This is a genomic window from Ruminococcus flavefaciens (assembly GCF_900108555.1).
Classification (GTDB): domain Bacteria; phylum Bacillota; class Clostridia; order Oscillospirales; family Ruminococcaceae; genus Ruminococcus; species Ruminococcus flavefaciens_P.
This window is the reverse complement of the sequence record NZ_FNWV01000013.1, coordinates 1-16971: the sequence shown is the minus strand read 5'-3', so window position 1 is coordinate 16971 and position 16971 is coordinate 1. Positions and strand designations below refer to the sequence as shown.

Here is a 16971-nt window from a genome sequence, read left to right as displayed (position 1 = left end):
GCAGTGATGCGTTGATATAGATACGTTATAGATATATTACTGCCGCATAGTACGGCAAAGACAAATTGGAGGTAATCAGGCCTATGGCAAAAAAGATAAAGTTAAGCGACGCTGCAAAGGATATAAATATCCCTGCACAGGAATTGATCGACTTTTTCGCTGAAAAAGGCGATAATAAAAAGAAAACGGGTTCTTCTCTCACTGAGGAGGAAATGAACACTGTTCTTGAGCACTACACCAAGGAACGTTATTCTGTAGGCTCACTGAACGATTATTTCAACTCAAAGAACGATCCCAAGCCTGTCAGGGAAGACGCTGCAAAGGAAGAGAAAAAGACTACAGCCGCTAAGAAGCCTGCTGAAAAGAAGAACACTGAAGAGCCTAAAAAGGAAGAGAAAAAGGCTGCTGCCGCAGCAGCTCCCGCTCCTGTAAAGAAGGCTGAAAAGCCTGCCGAGCCCAAGAAGGAAGAAAAGCCGCAGGCAGCTCCCGTTAAAAAGGCTGAGCCCGAGAAGAAGCAGGAAGCGGCTCCTGCTGTCAAGGAAGCTCCGAAGGAAGGACCCAAGCAGGAAGCAAAGTCCGAACCAAAGCAGGAAGTTAAACCGGAGCCGAAGCAGGAGACTAAGCCTGAGCCAAAGCAAGAAACAAAGCCCGAGCCAAAGGCTGAGCCTGTAAAGACTGAGGAAAAGCCTGCCGAGCCCAAGAAGGAAGAAAAGGTACAGGAAAAGGCTCAGGAAGCTGATAAGAATACTGCTCATGTCCACGATAAGAAAAAGGACAAGAAGAAGGAGCAGGCTAAGGCTCAGGACAGAGGCGAGAGAACGAAGTTCAACGCTACATTCAGTTCTGAAACAGCACAGACTTCTACACAGAGAAGAACTGTAGATACAAGAGGAAGCTACGTTGACCTGGATAAGTACAACGAGAGATACGACCAGATGGCTACCTCAAACAAGCATAAGAACGACAACTATTCTTCTAAGAAGCAGAAGATAAATCAGAAGTCAGCTCAGAGAACACGCCAGCAGTTCTCAAAGAAGGAGAGCGAGGCTGAAAAGCTCAAGAGGCTTGAACTCGAAAGAGCAAGAAAGCAGCAGCTCAAGGTACTTATTCCTGACAATATCACTGTCGGCGAGCTTGCTACCCGTCTTAAAGCTACTGCTACAGACGTTATCAAACAGCTTATGAAGCTGGGCGTTATGGCTTCTATAAATCAGGAGATTGATTTCGATACAGCTGCTCTCGTTGCAGACGAGATGGGTGCAAAGGTAGAAAAGGAAGTTATCGTTACTATTGAGGAGCGTCTTATCGATGATACAGATGACGACGATACAAACCTCCAGCCGCGCTGCCCTGTTGTAGTTGTTATGGGTCACGTTGATCACGGTAAGACTTCTATCCTCGACCGCATCAGAAATGCTCACGTTGCCGCAGGCGAAGCAGGCGGTATCACGCAGCACATCGGTGCTTATCAGGTAAATATCAACGGACAGGACATCACATTCCTCGATACTCCCGGACATGAGGCTTTCACATCAATGCGTGCAAGAGGTGCTAATATCACTGATATCGCTATCCTCGTTGTTGCTGCTGATGACGGTATCATGCCGCAGACTGTAGAGTCTATCAACCACGCAAAGGCAGCAGGAGTATCTATCATCGTTGCTATCAACAAGATGGATAAGGAAGGTGCTAACCCCGACCGTATCAAGGAAGAGCTCACAAAGTATGACCTCGTTTGCGAAGACTGGGGCGGTGACGTTATCTGCGTACCTGTTTCTGCTAAGACAGGTGAGGGTATCGATGAGCTTCTCGAAAATGTTCTCCTCGTTGCAGAGGTAAAGGAACTCAAGGCTAACCCTGACAGACTTGCAAAGGGTACTGTTATCGAGGCTCGTCTTGACAAGGGCAGAGGTCCTATCGCTACACTCCTCGTACAGAACGGTACACTCAAGCAGGGCGATGTACTTATCGCAGGTACAGCTGTAGGCCGTGTACGTGTAATGACAAACGACAAGGGCAGAACAGTAAAGGAAGCAGGTCCGTCTGTACCTGTTGAGATAACAGGTCTTGCAGAAGTTCCGAGCGCAGGTGATATCTTCAACGCTGTTGAGGACGAAAGACTTGCAAGAGAGCTCGTTGAGCAGAGAAAGCACGAGCAGAAGCAGGAGCAGTTCAACGCTTACCGCAAGGTTACTCTCGATAACCTGTTCAGCCAGATCGCCGAGGGCGAGATCAAGGAGCTCCCGATCGTTGTAAAGGCTGACGTTCAGGGTTCTGTTGAAGCTGTTAAGCAGTCTCTCGAAAAGCTCTCTAACAACGAGGTAAGAGTAAGAGTTATCCACGGTGCAGTCGGTGCTGTTAAGGAAAGCGACGTTATGCTCGCAGCAGCTTCAAATGCTATCATCGTCGGCTTCAATGTAAGACCTGATCCTGTTGCTGCCGAGAACGCAGCCCGTGACGGCGTTGATATCAGACTTTATCGTATCATCTATGATGCTATCGAGGAGATCACAACTGCCATGAAGGGTATGCTCGCTCCTAAGACTCGTGAGGTCGAGCAGGGACGAGTAGAGGTAAGACAGGTATACAAGATATCCAACGTTGGTATGGTAGCAGGAAGCTATGTACTCAGCGGTAAGGTAACAAGAGGAAGTCAGGTGCGTGTAGTACGTGACGGAATCATCATCGCAGATGATAAGATATCAGGACTCAAGCGTTTCAAGGACGACGCTAAGGAAGTAGCAGAAGGCTACGAGTGCGGTATCAGTCTCGAAAAGTTCAGCGACGTTAAGGAAGGCGATATCTTCGAGGCTTATATCGTTGAGGAATACCGTGAAGATTAAACATTAATTATTCTCATCAATGATAAAGGGGGAATTTCTCATGGATAACAGCAGAATGAGTACTGCGGATATGCTGCAGTACTGCAATGAGGCACTGGCGTGGGACGATTTCGGTCCTATCGACATATTCTTCTTTGAGTCGGTAAAGAAAATACTTCTCGGTCAGTGCAGCGCATTTGAAGAACCTGAAGCATACACAGATGATCTTATGGGTATCGAGCGTCCTGTTCGTGATGTGGAGCTTGAACCCGAATACGGCAATTACGCAGATATCTACTACGGCGAAGAGGGCGACGAGGAAATACCCGATTACAGCCGCAGCGATGAAGATGTAGCTTTTTCTGCGGATATATTCGGCGACGGATTTTTTGCCGAGCCTGAGCAGGCAGCTGATGGGGGTGCTGCTGCTGAGGCAGAGCCCGAGCCCGAAGCTGTTGAAGAAGCTGCCGAGGAAAAGGCAGCTGAGGAAAAGGCAGCCGAGGATAAGTCTGTGAAGAAGCAGACAAAAAAGCCTGCTAAGAAAAATGCGAAAAAGTCTGCAAAAACTGCCGATTCCGATAAACATGAAGAGAAAAAAGATGGCGGTTTCACCGTCAGCTTGTGACACGAGGAAGGATTACCATGCCTAATTTCAAGAACAGCCGTATGGCTGAAGATATAAAAAGGGAAATGACAGCAATTCTCAGAGAGCTTAAAGATCCGCGCATAGACATGATGCTCACTATCGTAAGAGCCGATCTTTCGGGCGATATGTCAAGCTGTAAGATATACGTATCCAGCTTTGAGGGCATTGAACGAGCAAAGCAGTCCGTTGAGGGACTTAAAAGTGCGTCGGGATTTATCAAGAGAGAGCTTTTTCACAGACTCAAAATGCGTAAAGCTCCCGATCTTACCTTCATTGCCGACAATTCTATCGAAAGAAGCGCGGAGATAAGCAAAAAGCTCCATGACCTGCTGTAAGGAGGATCACTATGTTCATCGGTTTCAGTGAGGCTGAGCTCTTTCTCAGAAACTGCGAGGACGCAGTTATAATCACTCACCGTAATCCTGACGGTGACTGTATAGGTGCAGGCTTTGGCTTGAAGGATATCCTTGCTCAGCTGGGTATCCGCAGCAGAGTCGTGTGCCATGACGGCTTCCCTTCGCCGCGCTATGATTTTCTCGTAAGCGAGGGCGCAGGAGAAGAGTTTGAGCCTAAAACGATCATTGCGGTGGATATTGCCGACGAAAACCTTATGGGCGACTATAAGGACATCTACGGCGGAAAGGTGCAGCTCTGCATCGACCACCACATTTCAAATAAGAATTATGCGGAGAAAACTCTGCTCCGCAGCGACGCTACTGCTGCCTGCGAGATAATCTATGATCTTGCAAAGTTCATGGGCGTAAAGATAACCAAGCACTGCGCTATGTGCCTTTATACTGGTATTGCTACGGATTCGGGCTGCTTCAAGTACGACTGTACTACGCCCCGTGCTCATGAGATAGCAGCAGAGATGATGCGCAGCTATGATATAAATTTCGCAAGGATAAACCGTTATATGTTCGATGTAAAGTCTATGGGCAGACTGAAGCTCGAAGCCAAAGTGAACGAGCTCATGGAATACTGCCTCGGCGGAAAGCTTGCTATCGCAGCTGTCACACAGGACATGATGAAGGCTATGAACGTTTCTATGGAGGAGCTGGAAGGCTTTGCTCCGCTGACTATACAGCTTGAGGAAACAGAAGTAGGTATCCTTATGCGTGAGCGTGAGGACGGCGTTTTCAAGTGCTCGTTCCGCTCGGCAAATGAGGTGAATGTTTCGGCTATATGTCAGATGATAGGCGGCGGCGGTCACGCAAAGGCAGCAGGCTGTACTATCGACGGTCCTCTTGAAGAGGCTAAGAAATTCCTCATCAGTGCTGTTGAAGGAGCTCTCAGCAAATGAACGGTATTCTCTGCGTAAACAAACCACAGGACTTTACTTCATTTGATGTTGTGGCAAAGCTTCGCGGCATACTTCAGATGAAAAGGCTCGGACACGGCGGTACTCTTGACCCTATGGCTACGGGAGTATTGCCTGTATTCGTGGGCAATGCCACGAAAGCCTGCGATATCATGCCCGATAATACCAAAAGCTATCGTGCAGGCTTCCGCCTCGGTGCGGTGTCGGATACGCAGGATATCTGGGGCGAGGTCAGCGAAAAGTCGGATATGGCAGTTGAAAGAGCTGCTGTAGAAGCTGTTATACCTGAGTTTACAGGTAAGATAATGCAGCTCCCGCCTATGTATTCGGCTGTTCAGGTGGGCGGAAAACGCCTTTATGACCTTGCGAGACAAGGAATAGAAGTCGAGCGTGAAGCTCGTGAAATAGAAGTATCAAAGCTTGTGCTGGAGGAATATGACAGCAGTACCCGTGAGGGCGTACTGTCTATAGCCTGCGGCAAGGGTACTTATATAAGAACTATAATCAGCGATATCGGTGAAAGACTGGGCTGCGGAGGTATAATGACCTCACTGGTAAGGACTTCCTCGGGCGGCTTCGGTCTTGATGAATGTTTTTCACTGGAAGAGATACAGAATGCAAAGGACGAGGACAGGCTGGAAGAGCTTATCCTGCCTATAGAAAGAGTGTTTGAAAAGCTGCCCAAGCTCAGACTTGGAGAAGCTCAGACAAGAATGTACAGAAACGGCGTGAAGCTTGATCTTTCAAAGCTCCGCTGCATACGCGATGATGCGGAGTGCTACGGAGTATACGGCTTTGACGGTGCATTTATAGGTACGGCTTTTGCTGACCGCGAGGGCGGTATCCTTCGTGTGGGAAAGAATTTAGGGTGACGGCATGGGAAGTAAAAAAACTGCTGTTGCTCTGGGACTTTTTGACGGAGTGCATCTTGGTCACAGAGCTGTGATAGATGCGGCTGCGGCTCAGCGCGAAAACGGACTTACGGCTTCGGTATTCACTTTCGAGCCTGAGTGTGTGCTGAGAAAATCAGGCGGTTCTTCGGGATTTATCTACACAAAGACCGAAAAGGAGATGCTCCTTTTGGAGCAGATAGGCGTGGACGATATTATAAGTCCTGCGTTTGAGAGCCTTTGCGGTCTTACAGGTGAAGAATTCGCAGAGGAGATACTTTGCAGGCAAATGGGCGCGGCTCATGTGTGCTGCGGCGATGATTTCAGATTTGGAAAAAATGCAGCCTGCGGTGCGCAGGAGCTTACGGACTTCGGAAAGCGTTTCGGCTTTGAAGTCGAGGTAGTCGGCGCAGTTGAATACGGCGGCAGTATCGTTTCGTCAAGCCGCATAAGAGAGCTTCTGCTTAAAGGCGAAATTGCTTCTGCAAACGAGCTGCTCGGCTCTGCTTACTTCATAAGCGCAGAGGTAACAGACGGCAATCACATCGGCAGGACTATCGACTTCCCGACTATAAATCAGGACTTTGCCGAGGGACAGCTCGTGCCGAGATACGGCGTGTACAGTACGCTCACCAATGTGGGCGGAAAGGTGCTCCCGTCGGTTACGAATGTGGGGGTAAAGCCTACAATAGAGGGCGTTCGCAGACCGCTTGCGGAGACTCACATAATCGGATACAGCGGCGACCTTTACGGCAAAAACGTTGATGTATGCTTTAAGAGCTTTATCCGCCCCGAAACTAAATTCGGCTCTCTCGATGAGCTGAAAGCACAGATAAAAGCTGATATACAGGCAGCTGTCAATATCTCCTGAAAAATTCGCACTGCTTTCATTTTGTTATCACAAACAAGTATTAACATAGATATTGCTGAAAATGCGGCTTTTTATGCCGCGAAACCTCTGAATTATTATAATAAGGAGTGTAAAACCCAATGATAGAGGTCAAAAACCTTACAAAAAAATACGGCTCAAAAGTAGCTGTAAACGATATCAGCTTCAAGGTCGAAAAGGGTGAGATACTCGGCTTCCTCGGACCTAACGGTGCAGGAAAGTCAACGACCATGAATATGCTGACAGGATATATATCGTCAACTTCGGGAGAGATACTCATTGACGGTACGGATATCCTTGAAGAACCTAAGAAAGCTAAGGCAAAGATAGGTTATCTGCCAGAAATACCGCCTCTCTATGTTGATATGACGGTAGATGCCTATCTCAATTTCATGTATGATCTTAAAAAGTGCAAGCTCCCGAGAAAAGCTCATCTCAAGGACATCTGCACTCGCTGTATGTTACAGGACGTAAGACACAGACTTATCAAGAACCTTTCAAAAGGTTATCGTCAGAGAGTAGGTCTTGCTCAGGCACTTATCAACAATCCGCCTGTGCTTATTCTTGACGAGCCTACAGTTGGTCTTGACCCGAGCCAGATAATCGAGATAAGAACCCTTATCAAAAAGCTCGGCAAGAGACATACAGTTATCCTTTCATCACACATACTTCCCGAGATACAGGCTGTATGCGACAGGATAATCATTATAAACAAGGGCGAGGTCGCTGCTGACGGCACTGCCGAGGAAATAGCCTGCAACATCACAAATGAGCATAAAATGGTGCTTCGTATCGAAGGTCCTACTCATACTGCTGATGACAAGCGTGAAATAATAGATGCTATCAAGTCTATAGGCGGTGTAAAGTACGTCCGCGCTGATATGGAGCGTGAAAAGGGCATTTACGATTACGATGTGGAGACAGACGGCAAGAATGATATCCGCCGTCAGCTCAACAAAATGTGTGCCGATAGAGGTTGGAATATCCTTATGCTCCAGCTTTCAGACCTTACTCTTGAGGACATATTCCTCAAGATCACTATGGACGAGGATATCAAAAAGAACAGCAAGAATGGCAGCAGTTCCAAACCAAAGATAGCTATAAAGCGTACCGAGAACGGCAAGCTCAGGGCTGTTCAGGAAGATGCCGGAGACGAGGCTGAGAAAAAAGCTGAGGATACACCGGCAGAAAATAGTGAAAACAACGGAGGTGAGGAATAATGTCAGCTATTTACAGGCGCGAAATGGGCGCATTCTTTACGTCAGGCATAGCTTATGTATTTCTTACTGTGTTCTGGCTTGTTTCAGGTATATTCTTCTTTACGGGCACTATCATGTCTAACACCACGAACGTGGCTTCTATGTTCAGCTCGATGTTCTATGTAGTAATGTGTCTTATCCCGATACTTACAATGAAGCTTCTCAGTGAAGAAAAGAAGAATAAGACAGATCAGGGACTTCTTACAGCACCTATAAGTCTGTGGGATATTGTCCTCGGAAAATATTTTGCAGCTCTTACGCTGTTTATAATCGCTCAGTCTATTGTATTCATATACGCATTTATACTGAATTATCTCGGCGAGATAGCATGGACTCCGCTCCTTGGCAACTATTTTGCCGTACTTTTCCTCGGTGCAGCTTTCATAGCTGTAGGATTATTCGTATCCTCACTTACCGAGAACCAGATGGCTTCTGCTGTTGTATGCCTTGTTCTGCTCTTTGTTATGTATCTTTCAGAGCTGCTCGTATCAAATTTCGCAAACGGAAAATGGTTCGAGAAAGGCATTTATAATCTCGTTACTTCATTAGCCTTCTATTCAAGATATGTTGAATTTACAAGGGGAGTATTCAGTCTCACCAGTGTAGTATTCTTCATCAGCGTAGCTTTCCTCTTCAATTTCTTCACCGTCAAGGTGCTTGAGAAGAGACGCTGGAGCTGATCTATTCATGAAAGGAAGGTTTTGATACAGATGAGTATAAAAGATACTGATGAGTCAAAGGTAAGCGGAACAGAAGTTACCGAAGAAGCTCCTGCAAAGAAGAACCACAAGAAGCTTAAATACGGTGCTATGTTCTATACTACCATTGCTCTCGTTACTGCTATAGTTGTTGTGCTCAATATCATGCTGGGCATAATGGCTAAGCGCAAACCTATGAAGCTGGATATAACTCCAGATAACAGATATGAGCTTACAGAGCAGTCGATCAATGCCGTAAAGTCACTGAAAAAGGACGTTGACATCGTTGTTACTGCTGAAAGAAGCTATTTTGAAGATCTCGGAAACAGTATCGAGAAAGAGTATGCCAACAATGGTATCATTATCGAGATCCCTTTTGAGATCATACCCGAGATACTTGATAAATACTCGGTATATGCCGAGCAGGGCGAAGGCAGCATCAATGTAAAATATGTCAATATGGATAAGGATCCTGACATCATAAACCAGTATAAGAAGAACTTTACAGGCGATATTGCACATAATAATATCATTGTTTCTTCGGGAGATAAGGTCGAAGTATTTACTGAGGCTGAAGTGCAGAATATGATCGCCCCAAATCAGTCAACACAGAGCCTGAATTTCGTTGGTGAGAGCACACTTACTTCTGCTATCCTGAATGTTACAGATGCACACCCTGTAAGCGTGGCTTTCGTAAAGACCATGAACGGTGCTTCTGTATACAATGCCGATAATTATTCTTATGTTATCGCTTCTTTCGAGGATAAGCTCCTTGCAAAGAACGGTTATGAGTGTACAGATATCGACATAGCTACAGATGAGCTTGATCCTGCCAAGTACGATATGGTAGTTATCTATACTCCTTCCGTTGACTTTACCCCAACTATCATCACAAAGCTTGATGATTTCCTTAAAAACGGCGGTAATTACGGCAAGAGCATGATATATGTCCCTGATCTTTCATCGACAGATCTTACCAATATCGACGAATTCCTTGCTGACTGGAGCATAAAGGTAGAAAACAGCATCATAATCGATGAGGAAAATGCTGAACAGTACGCTTCAAACATTATGGTCAATGTAAACGATCCCGACTCTGTTGGCAAGCTTTCTAACGAGAAGCTGCCTATCATCGCTCCTTTTGCAAGAGAGATCACATTACTGAAAAAGAATAATGAGGACGTTGTAAAGGAAGTTCTCAAATCATGCGACGAGTCTTATACCGTTGATATGAAGGATATGAAAACTGCAACTGGTGAAAAAGGCGCAAAGACAGTTGTAATGCTTTCACAGAAGCAGCGTACAGATCAGATAAAGACAATGACAAGCAGCGTCCTTGTAATGGGAAGTGCGGCAATGACAAGCAGCACATACCTTACACAGAGCACTGCATATAATAACGGCAATGTTGTCCTTAATATCATTAATAACATGACAGGTAAGGAAAGCGGCGTTATCGTTCCCGATAAGAATTTACAGCAGTCGTTTATAAGACCGACTCTCAAGGAATCAAATGTTATAAAGATCATCGTTATCTGGGTGATCCCGTGCATTGTTGCTGCTGTCGGTGTTATCGTACTGTTAAGGAGAAAGAATAAATGAAAAAACAGGCAAAGGGCATCATCGCTCTCAGCGCAGTCCTTGCGGCTATGCTGGGAGGCGGATATGCCTACATGAAGCTTACTCCCGAAGAAGGAAAGGGCGGCAATAACAACACTAATTCCACAATGGAGCTTATTGCTACTCAGGCTGTGGGACAGGGTACTGTCCTCGTCAGCGATAACGGCGATGAGAATGCAGTTGTAAAAAGTGCTGTTATCAAGAACAGCGAAGGCGTTCTTAATATAGTAATGAAAGAGATCCGGAATGATGAGGGAGAGACTGTCACTGTTTATACATTTGAAAACGGTGATGATATAAACGCGGATACTTCAAAGTTAACGTCCCTTATCAATGACGGAAACGGCTTGCAGGCAAAGGAACTCATTGCCGAGGGCTGTGATGACCTTAGTAAATACGGACTTGACAGCCCTGCCGCAGAGGTGGAACTGACCTATGAGTCAGGCAATAAGGTCAAGCTTTATTTAGGTGACGATACGCCTTCGGGTGACGCGACTTATTGTATGGTCGACGGCAAAAAAGACGTATATATCGTAAGTGCGGGAACTATCGAGGACTTCAAGAAAGGACAGAAGGACTTTATCTCAAAGGTCATGCTGGCAAAGCCTGAAAATAACGAATATCCTATCATTAAAAGTCTGAGGATACAGCGCGGCGATATGGACGAGGATATGCTTATCGAATACGATGATGCAAGCAGTGACAAGAAATCAGGCGGTACTTCTGCTTCACATAAGCTGGTATCTCCTGTAGAGAGCTATCTTGCCGTAGAAAAGTCCACAGATATCACAACAGGTATGTTCGGTCTTACGGCTTCCGGTATCGATGCTGTTGACTGCAATGACGAGGATATCAAAAAAGCAGGTCTTGATGCACCTTTCTGCACTGTAACTATGGACTGCGATGACGGAAACACATATAAGCTTCTGTTAAGTGAGCCGTTTACGGACGACAATGGCAATAAGTGCAGCAATGCTATGTTTGAAGGGGGAAAGGTGATATTCATCGTTCCTGTTGACAATGCTAAATGGCTTACTGTCAATCCGATAGACATAGTTACACGTCTGCTTATCACAAACTATGTATGGAACATCACCGAGATGTCTGTGAAAGACGCAGACGAGGATATAATGTTTATCATAAGTCCGAAGGATAAGGACAATATTCCCGACAGTCCCAAGTCGAGTGATTTCATTGTAAAGAAAAACGGTGAGGATTTCGACTCTGAAAGATACAGACTGTTCTATTCGTTCCTTACAGGTACAAATGCAGAGGAATTTGCAGTTGGTGTGCCTGTTCCCGACGGCGAACCAATGGCAGTTCTGCAGTATTATGATGACCATACAAAAACATCTACAACATATGAATTCTATGATGATTCTTTAATGCGTTCTCTTATTGTTATAAACGGGGAGAGCAAGTACTATTGTACGAAGTCCTATGTGAATACCCTCATAGAAAATATCAAGCGCATAGGCACAGGAGAGGATTACATTAAAAACTGGTAAAATTCCAAGGAGGTTATATAATGAACGCAAAATTCAACACATATAAGGGCTACCCTCTGGTAAGAAGCGGCAACGACATATACTACGGCTTTATGTCTGATCCTTACGTTATTTTTATTCAGATACTCGATACAAAAGAAGAAAACGGCGAAAAGGTCACATCAAAGGTAAGAGTCGTTCAGATGGATACCAACGAGCCCAACCCCCTGAAAGCTTTCGTTAAGAATACAGAGCGTGAGTGCGGTCTCTATGAGGCACTCGATATCGCAAGCGTGTGGCTTGAAAAGGCTCTTAAAAACTAAGACAGTATCGTGCTTAACGGTACGGGAATGATAAATTTCAGCCATAGCGTCTCACGGTCAGAGATGCTATGGCTTTTCTGTTGGCTGATATTTATTAGAGATCAGTGAGCGATATCATTGCATATTTTTTGCTTAAAATAGGCTTTTCCAGACTTCTTTAAAAAAATCTGAAATTTTTTTCAAAAAATGCTTGACAAATTGAAAATACTGTGGTATAATTATTTTCGTCGTCAGGGATAAGACACCTGAAACGACAGAATAAAGCAATGCGATGTGGGGGTTTAGCTCAGCTGGGAGAGCATCTGCCTTACAAGCAGAGGGTCACAGGTTCGAGCCCTGTAGTCCCCACCACATGGCCTCGTAGTTCAGTTGGTTAGAACGCCTGCCTGTCACGCAGGAGGTCGACAGTTCGAATCTGTTCGGGGTCGCCAACACGCTTCTGTAGCTCAGTCGGTAGAGCAGGGGACTGAAAATCCCCGTGTCGTTGGTTCGATTCCGACCGGAAGCACCATATAGAACGCAAATGCGTTCTATATACAATGCGGATTTAGCTCATCTGGTAGAGCGCCACCTTGCCAAGGTGGAGGTAGCGAGTTCGAGCCTCGTAATCCGCTCCATAGTACTGGGGTAATAACCTTGGTATTACGTAAATCCCGAAGCAATAGTTTCGGGATTTTTTAATTAATATGGGGGAATAGGGATAAATACTAAAAGGGGTAAAAAAATGGAAAAATTTAAAGCAACATCTCTTGTTCTGGCACTGCTCAGCGTTATTGCCTGCTTTACTGTGGGATTTTTTGACAGTATTACGAAAGACCTAATTCTGATATTCGGTTTCAGAGAGGCTTTTGTGGAATGGGTACTGTTCCTGCTGGTGCCGTTCTTCCTTGGAGCAGCTTCATTTGCGCTCTTTATTGAAAAAATAAAGAATGGCGAAAAGCATAAAGGGCTCTGGCTGTTCGGAGCATTTGTCTTGGTCGGTTCAGCTGTGCTCATGTTCTGTTTGTCAAAAGATGATGATATATACGTAAGGGCACACAAGGTTGTAAGTCCCGGAGGCAGACACTCTGTAAGCTACATTGCAAAGGATACCGGATCGGGTAGGAAATGCGTTTACTACCGCAGAGTAGGAACATTTACCTATGAGTATCTGTTTGCAAGCGATGAACCTGTTGAAATAGAGTGGGGAGATGCAATGCTTAATGTTGACGGAAAGCAATTTCCGTGTTCTCCTTATGATGACAAATAATATATAATTGTTGAGGCAGAATATGAAGATACTGAAAATAGTTTTATTGTTGGCGGCTTTGGTCTGTGTCGGCGGTGTATGTTATTTTGAAACTACCAATAGTGGTGTTGATGAGAAAACTCTCAGAGTTTTCTGCGGAATGCCTGAAAGCCTTATAAGTAATCTTTGTTTCATCGGTATACCGCTTTTTATCGGAGCAGCAGCTGTTATTTCCCTTGTGGAAAGGATACGCGCAAACAAAAACGGCGTTATAATCCTTGGATTTGTCGCTCTTATCTGCGGAGGTGCTCTTGGACTTATCTACGCCATTACAGGCGGTCACATCGGATACTTTATGCATGAGCTGGAAAGTCCTAATGGCAATCACTCTGTTTATTATGTGAGGAACAAAGAAACAGGTGATGTTGCGTGGCTGCGCAAGGGCAACGGTCACACGTATTACATTATCAAAAGTACGGATACAGGTGCTCTGGACGATATAGAATGGAAAGACGATGCACTGTCTCTTGACGGTGAGATTTTTGAATACGATTTGCTTGATAATATATCTCAAAAATAATTTCACTTATCTATGCAGCAATAATCTTTATAATTTTATGAAAAAAGAGGTCAAAAAATGAAACTGATAAAAGCATTGAAATGGTTATTCCTTACACTTGGTATATTATGCCTCACAGCAATGATATGCCTTATGATATTCATCGGTGATACCAACGAGCTTATTGCTATCTGGAAATTTACGGAAAGGTTCATGGTGAACGTACTTGCACTGGCTGCACCTGCTTTTTTGTGTCTGGGAACATTTATGGCTTTTTTACAGATATGGAAAAGACAATACGGCGGCAAAAGACTTCCGTCTGTGCTTTCACTGGTATTCCTCGGTGCGCTCGGTTTTTCTTTTCTCATTTTCGGTACTGACTGGTTGGGCGAGTCTCTTGCCAGCATGAAAAGCCCTGACGGAAAGCATACCCTTTATTATGTAGACGGAGAGAGCGAAGAAAAGGAAAGCCGTTCTGTATATCGCAAAAGCGGTATGTTTGAGTATGAGCGCATTTTCTATTCCGATAAGAGCTTCAGCGATTTTAAGTGGTCGGAAGACGGCGTTGAGCATAACGGACAGATCTTTAAATATTGATATAAAAAGTCCTGGAACAATTTTTTGTTCAGGACTTTTTCTTATGGTAATAATTGCAAAAATACCGCATAATATTATACTGTCGGCTTGGCAGTGTCTTAATTCCGCACAAAGACGGCTCTTTGTCTTTGTGCGGAATTACTATATACAAAATCTTATATAAATGTTATAATAAATATATCACATTCCGCTGTGCGGAGACTGCCCTGAACTGCGTTCAGGGAGCACAAATTCTTTAAATAAATGGGAATTTGCGCAACATATTTATTGAATAGGCATTAATAAATATAACACATTCCGCTGCGCGGGTATAAAATACAGGAGTGAGAAAATGGAAAAAGAAACACGATATGCAGTATTGATAGATGCAGATAATGTTGCGGCAAAATATACAAAATATATTCTCGATGAGGTATCGAACTACGGAGTTGTAACTTACAAAAGAGTTTACGGCGACTGGACGAGACCAAATCTTGCAGGCTGGAAGAATATGGCTCTTGACAATGCTATCACCCCTGTACAGCAGTACAGCTACACCACGGGAAAAAATGCGACCGACTCGGCAATGATAATCGACGCTATGGACATACTTTACTCCCATAACGTTGACGGCTTTTGCATCGTTTCCAGTGACAGCGACTTTACAAGACTTGCTATACGTCTGCGTGAATCGGGTATGCACGTAATAGGCATGGGCGAGCAGAAGACTCCGAAGCCCTTCAGTACCGCCTGCAACGCATTCAAGTACCTTGAGATACTTGCTGATGAGGATATCCAGAGCACTGTTGAGAGCGAAAAGCTCGAAAAGGTTGAGCTCAAGTCTCTTGAGACAGCCATAGTAAGAATAATAACCGAAAATGCAAATCTGAGGGACGAGATAAATATAGGCGAGCTGGGAAGCAGACTTCTCAACCGCTATCCCGATTTCGATGTGAGAAACTACGGCTATTCAAAGTTTTCACAGTTCCTCAAGGAATTTGACGGACTCAGTTTTCGTCAGGAGGGCAGCAGCATACTGGTATCACAGAAGACCAGCATGACTGACCTTGAAAGGATAGAAAATACTCTTGCGGCTATAGTCCGCACAAACGGCAGCAAAGGCTACAATCTTGGCGAGCTGAAAAAACAGCTCTGCGCAAAGATACCCGGATTTGATGTAAAGTCCTATGGCTATTCAAAATTCAGCAAATTCGTAGAAAATCTGCCGTCATTCAAAATACGGAACAACACAGTTATGATCACGGAGAACTGATTTGGGAAAGAAACTGATAACAGTTATCCTTTGTATCGTATGTGTCGGCTGTCTGTTCATGTCGTGGCGTTATATCAAACGCTCGGGCATCATGAAGAGCTATCCCAACGCTGAGTACCTCACAGCAGATGAAAAGGCTATGAGACCGATATACAGCCAGCTCACAACAAAGGAGAAAAGTATATATACTGCACTTTACCGTGGAATATGCGAGAGAAAGGAAGAGATACCTCTGCCCTATGAGGTAGACGGCAATACCTACTCCAAGATCTACTGCATACTTGAAAAGCAGGAAAGTGCATTTTATTATCTTGATTCTGTCTATTATACGGCTCAGAAAGTTCGTGATGCGAAGATAGCGTACAGAGACATAACAAGACCTCATCAGAAAGAACAGGATCTTGCAGGTGCGCTGGAGGCTTTCATGTCCGAGGCAGACGAGCTTACAAATGATGAGGAGAAAGCAAGATATATCAATGATTTCATTGTCAGGAAATGCCAGTATATAACAGGTGATGACAGCGAATTTGCGTCAACTGTCTACGGCTGCCTTGTAAGAGGTGAAGCGAACTGCGAGGGCTACGCAAAGGCTTTCAACTTGCTTGCAGGGAAGCTGGGACTTCAAAGCGTGGTCATAACAGGTACTACCGACAAAGGTGAGAACCACGCGTGGAATCAGGTGAAAATAGACGGCGAATGGTACAATATCGACGTAACATGGGCGGATACAGATGTTGTCGGAGAAACAAGACAGATGTATTTCCTGTGCTCCGATGCGGATTTCTCAAAAACGCATTATGCCGATGATACGTTATTCATGCCGTTTCCGTGCGTCAGCAATAAGTGGAACTATTATGTGAAGCGCGGACTGTATGCCGATTCGGTAGAGAAAGCGGAAGAAATAGTTCGCAGAGAATTGTCAAACGGAAACGGAACGATAGAGATACGTTTTTCAGATTCAAAGACTTACGAGAGATTCAGAGAGAGCTTCATTACAGAGGAAAATATCTTCAATCTTCTTGATGAATCTGGCTATGAATACAACGGAGAAGTGACATTTACGCTAAAAGAAAACGAGCAGGAACTCTGCCTTACAATGATGTTTACGTAAGAGTTGTAAAAATGTACACAATTCGGCAAATTACAACAGATAAGGTTGGCACAATTAACGTGTTGACATTTCATGGCAAACCTGCTATAATAAATAAGTCACCGCGAGGGAGAGACGCAGAAAAGTAAGACTGCTGGGGCAGCATTGGAGGCGTAAGGACGAAGCGGAGGGCGAAAAAAACAAATCGAAAAAATTTCCGAAAAGGTATTGACAAAGGAAATGATTTGTGATATAATATTAAAGCTGTCCTGAGAGGCGGTCGAGAGAAA

The 16971-nt window shown here is 44.8% G+C and carries 16 protein-coding genes and 4 tRNA genes; all 20 read left to right on the top strand.

The genetic code is table 11. From position 1 onward, the window contains the following. The first annotated feature begins 83 nt into the window (after window positions 1-83). The 20 genes from infB to BLW60_RS13790 all read left to right on the top strand — a co-directional run bounded on the left by infB (window position 84) and on the right by BLW60_RS13790 (window position 16702). Window positions 84-2843, top strand: coding sequence for a translation initiation factor IF-2 (infB, locus tag BLW60_RS13885; protein ID WP_074718407.1), 2760 nt, complete (start codon window positions 84-86; stop codon window positions 2841-2843). Between the two features lie 40 nt (window positions 2844-2883). After that, complete coding sequence (locus BLW60_RS13880) at window positions 2884-3447, top strand: hypothetical protein (protein ID WP_074718405.1); 564 nt, start codon at window positions 2884-2886, stop codon at window positions 3445-3447. A gap of 17 nt (window positions 3448-3464) precedes the next feature. Further along, window positions 3465-3803, top strand: coding sequence for a 30S ribosome-binding factor RbfA (gene rbfA / locus BLW60_RS13875; protein WP_074718402.1), 339 nt, complete (start codon window positions 3465-3467; stop codon window positions 3801-3803). An 11-nt stretch (window positions 3804-3814) separates the two neighbouring features. Further along, window positions 3815-4771: a DHH family phosphoesterase gene (locus BLW60_RS13870; RefSeq protein WP_074718400.1), complete on the top strand. Its 957-nt coding sequence runs from the start codon at window positions 3815-3817 to the stop codon at window positions 4769-4771. Continuing rightward, window positions 4768-5661 (top strand): tRNA pseudouridine(55) synthase TruB, encoded by an 894-nt coding sequence (truB, locus tag BLW60_RS13865; RefSeq protein WP_074718398.1) that lies wholly within the window; start codon window positions 4768-4770, stop codon window positions 5659-5661. Before BLW60_RS13870 ends, truB begins: the two co-directional genes overlap by 4 nt. 4 nt (window positions 5662-5665) lie before the next feature. Continuing rightward, a complete protein-coding gene (locus BLW60_RS13860) occupies window positions 5666-6550 on the top strand; it encodes a bifunctional riboflavin kinase/FAD synthetase (RefSeq protein WP_074718396.1) in 885 nt (294 codons plus the stop codon). A 119-nt stretch (window positions 6551-6669) separates the two neighbouring features. Further along, entirely contained in the window at window positions 6670-7788 is a 1119-nt protein-coding gene (locus BLW60_RS13855) for an ABC transporter ATP-binding protein (protein ID WP_074718394.1), read from the top strand. Beyond that, window positions 7788-8507 carry an ABC transporter permease subunit gene (locus tag BLW60_RS13850; protein ID WP_074718392.1) on the top strand — a complete coding sequence of 240 codons (720 nt, stop codon included), beginning with the start codon at window positions 7788-7790 and terminating at the stop codon, window positions 8505-8507. Before BLW60_RS13855 ends, BLW60_RS13850 begins: the two co-directional genes overlap by 1 nt. A 30-nt stretch (window positions 8508-8537) precedes the next feature. Then, a complete protein-coding gene (locus BLW60_RS13845) occupies window positions 8538-10127 on the top strand; it encodes a motility-associated ABC transporter substrate-binding family protein (protein ID WP_074718391.1) in 1590 nt (529 codons plus the stop codon). Further along, window positions 10124-11653: a DUF4340 domain-containing protein gene (locus tag BLW60_RS13840; RefSeq protein ID WP_074718389.1), complete on the top strand. Its 1530-nt coding sequence runs from the start codon at window positions 10124-10126 to the stop codon at window positions 11651-11653. The genes BLW60_RS13845 and BLW60_RS13840 overlap by 4 nt, the downstream gene beginning before the upstream one ends. Before the next feature lie 20 nt (window positions 11654-11673). Continuing rightward, window positions 11674-11955, top strand: coding sequence for a hypothetical protein (locus BLW60_RS13835; RefSeq protein WP_074718387.1), 282 nt, complete (start codon window positions 11674-11676; stop codon window positions 11953-11955). Between the two features lie 275 nt (window positions 11956-12230). Next, window positions 12231-12306: transfer RNA gene (locus BLW60_RS13830), tRNA-Val, on the top strand. Window positions 12307-12309: 3 nt separating this feature from the next. Continuing rightward, window positions 12310-12386 (top strand) — tRNA-Asp (locus BLW60_RS13825). A 4-nt stretch (window positions 12387-12390) separates the two neighbouring features. Continuing rightward, window positions 12391-12466: transfer RNA gene (locus tag BLW60_RS13820), tRNA-Phe, on the top strand. A gap of 30 nt (window positions 12467-12496) precedes the next feature. Beyond that, window positions 12497-12572 (top strand) — tRNA-Gly (locus BLW60_RS13815). Window positions 12573-12679: 107 nt separating this feature from the next. Further along, window positions 12680-13204, top strand: a complete 525-nt coding sequence (locus BLW60_RS13810; RefSeq protein ID WP_074718385.1) for a hypothetical protein — start codon at window positions 12680-12682, stop codon at window positions 13202-13204. A gap of 22 nt (window positions 13205-13226) precedes the next feature. Next, window positions 13227-13763 (top strand): hypothetical protein, encoded by a 537-nt coding sequence (locus tag BLW60_RS13805; protein ID WP_074718383.1) that lies wholly within the window; start codon window positions 13227-13229, stop codon window positions 13761-13763. A gap of 57 nt (window positions 13764-13820) precedes the next feature. Next, entirely contained in the window at window positions 13821-14339 is a 519-nt protein-coding gene (locus BLW60_RS13800) for a hypothetical protein (RefSeq protein ID WP_074718381.1), read from the top strand. A gap of 331 nt (window positions 14340-14670) precedes the next feature. After that, window positions 14671-15591, top strand: coding sequence for an NYN domain-containing protein (locus BLW60_RS13795; RefSeq protein WP_074718379.1), 921 nt, complete (start codon window positions 14671-14673; stop codon window positions 15589-15591). A gap of 1 nt (window position 15592) precedes the next feature. After that, on the top strand, window positions 15593-16702 hold the full coding sequence (locus BLW60_RS13790; RefSeq protein ID WP_074718377.1) for a transglutaminase domain-containing protein: 1110 nt from the start codon (window positions 15593-15595) through the stop codon (window positions 16700-16702). The last annotated feature ends 269 nt before the right edge of the window (window positions 16703-16971 follow it).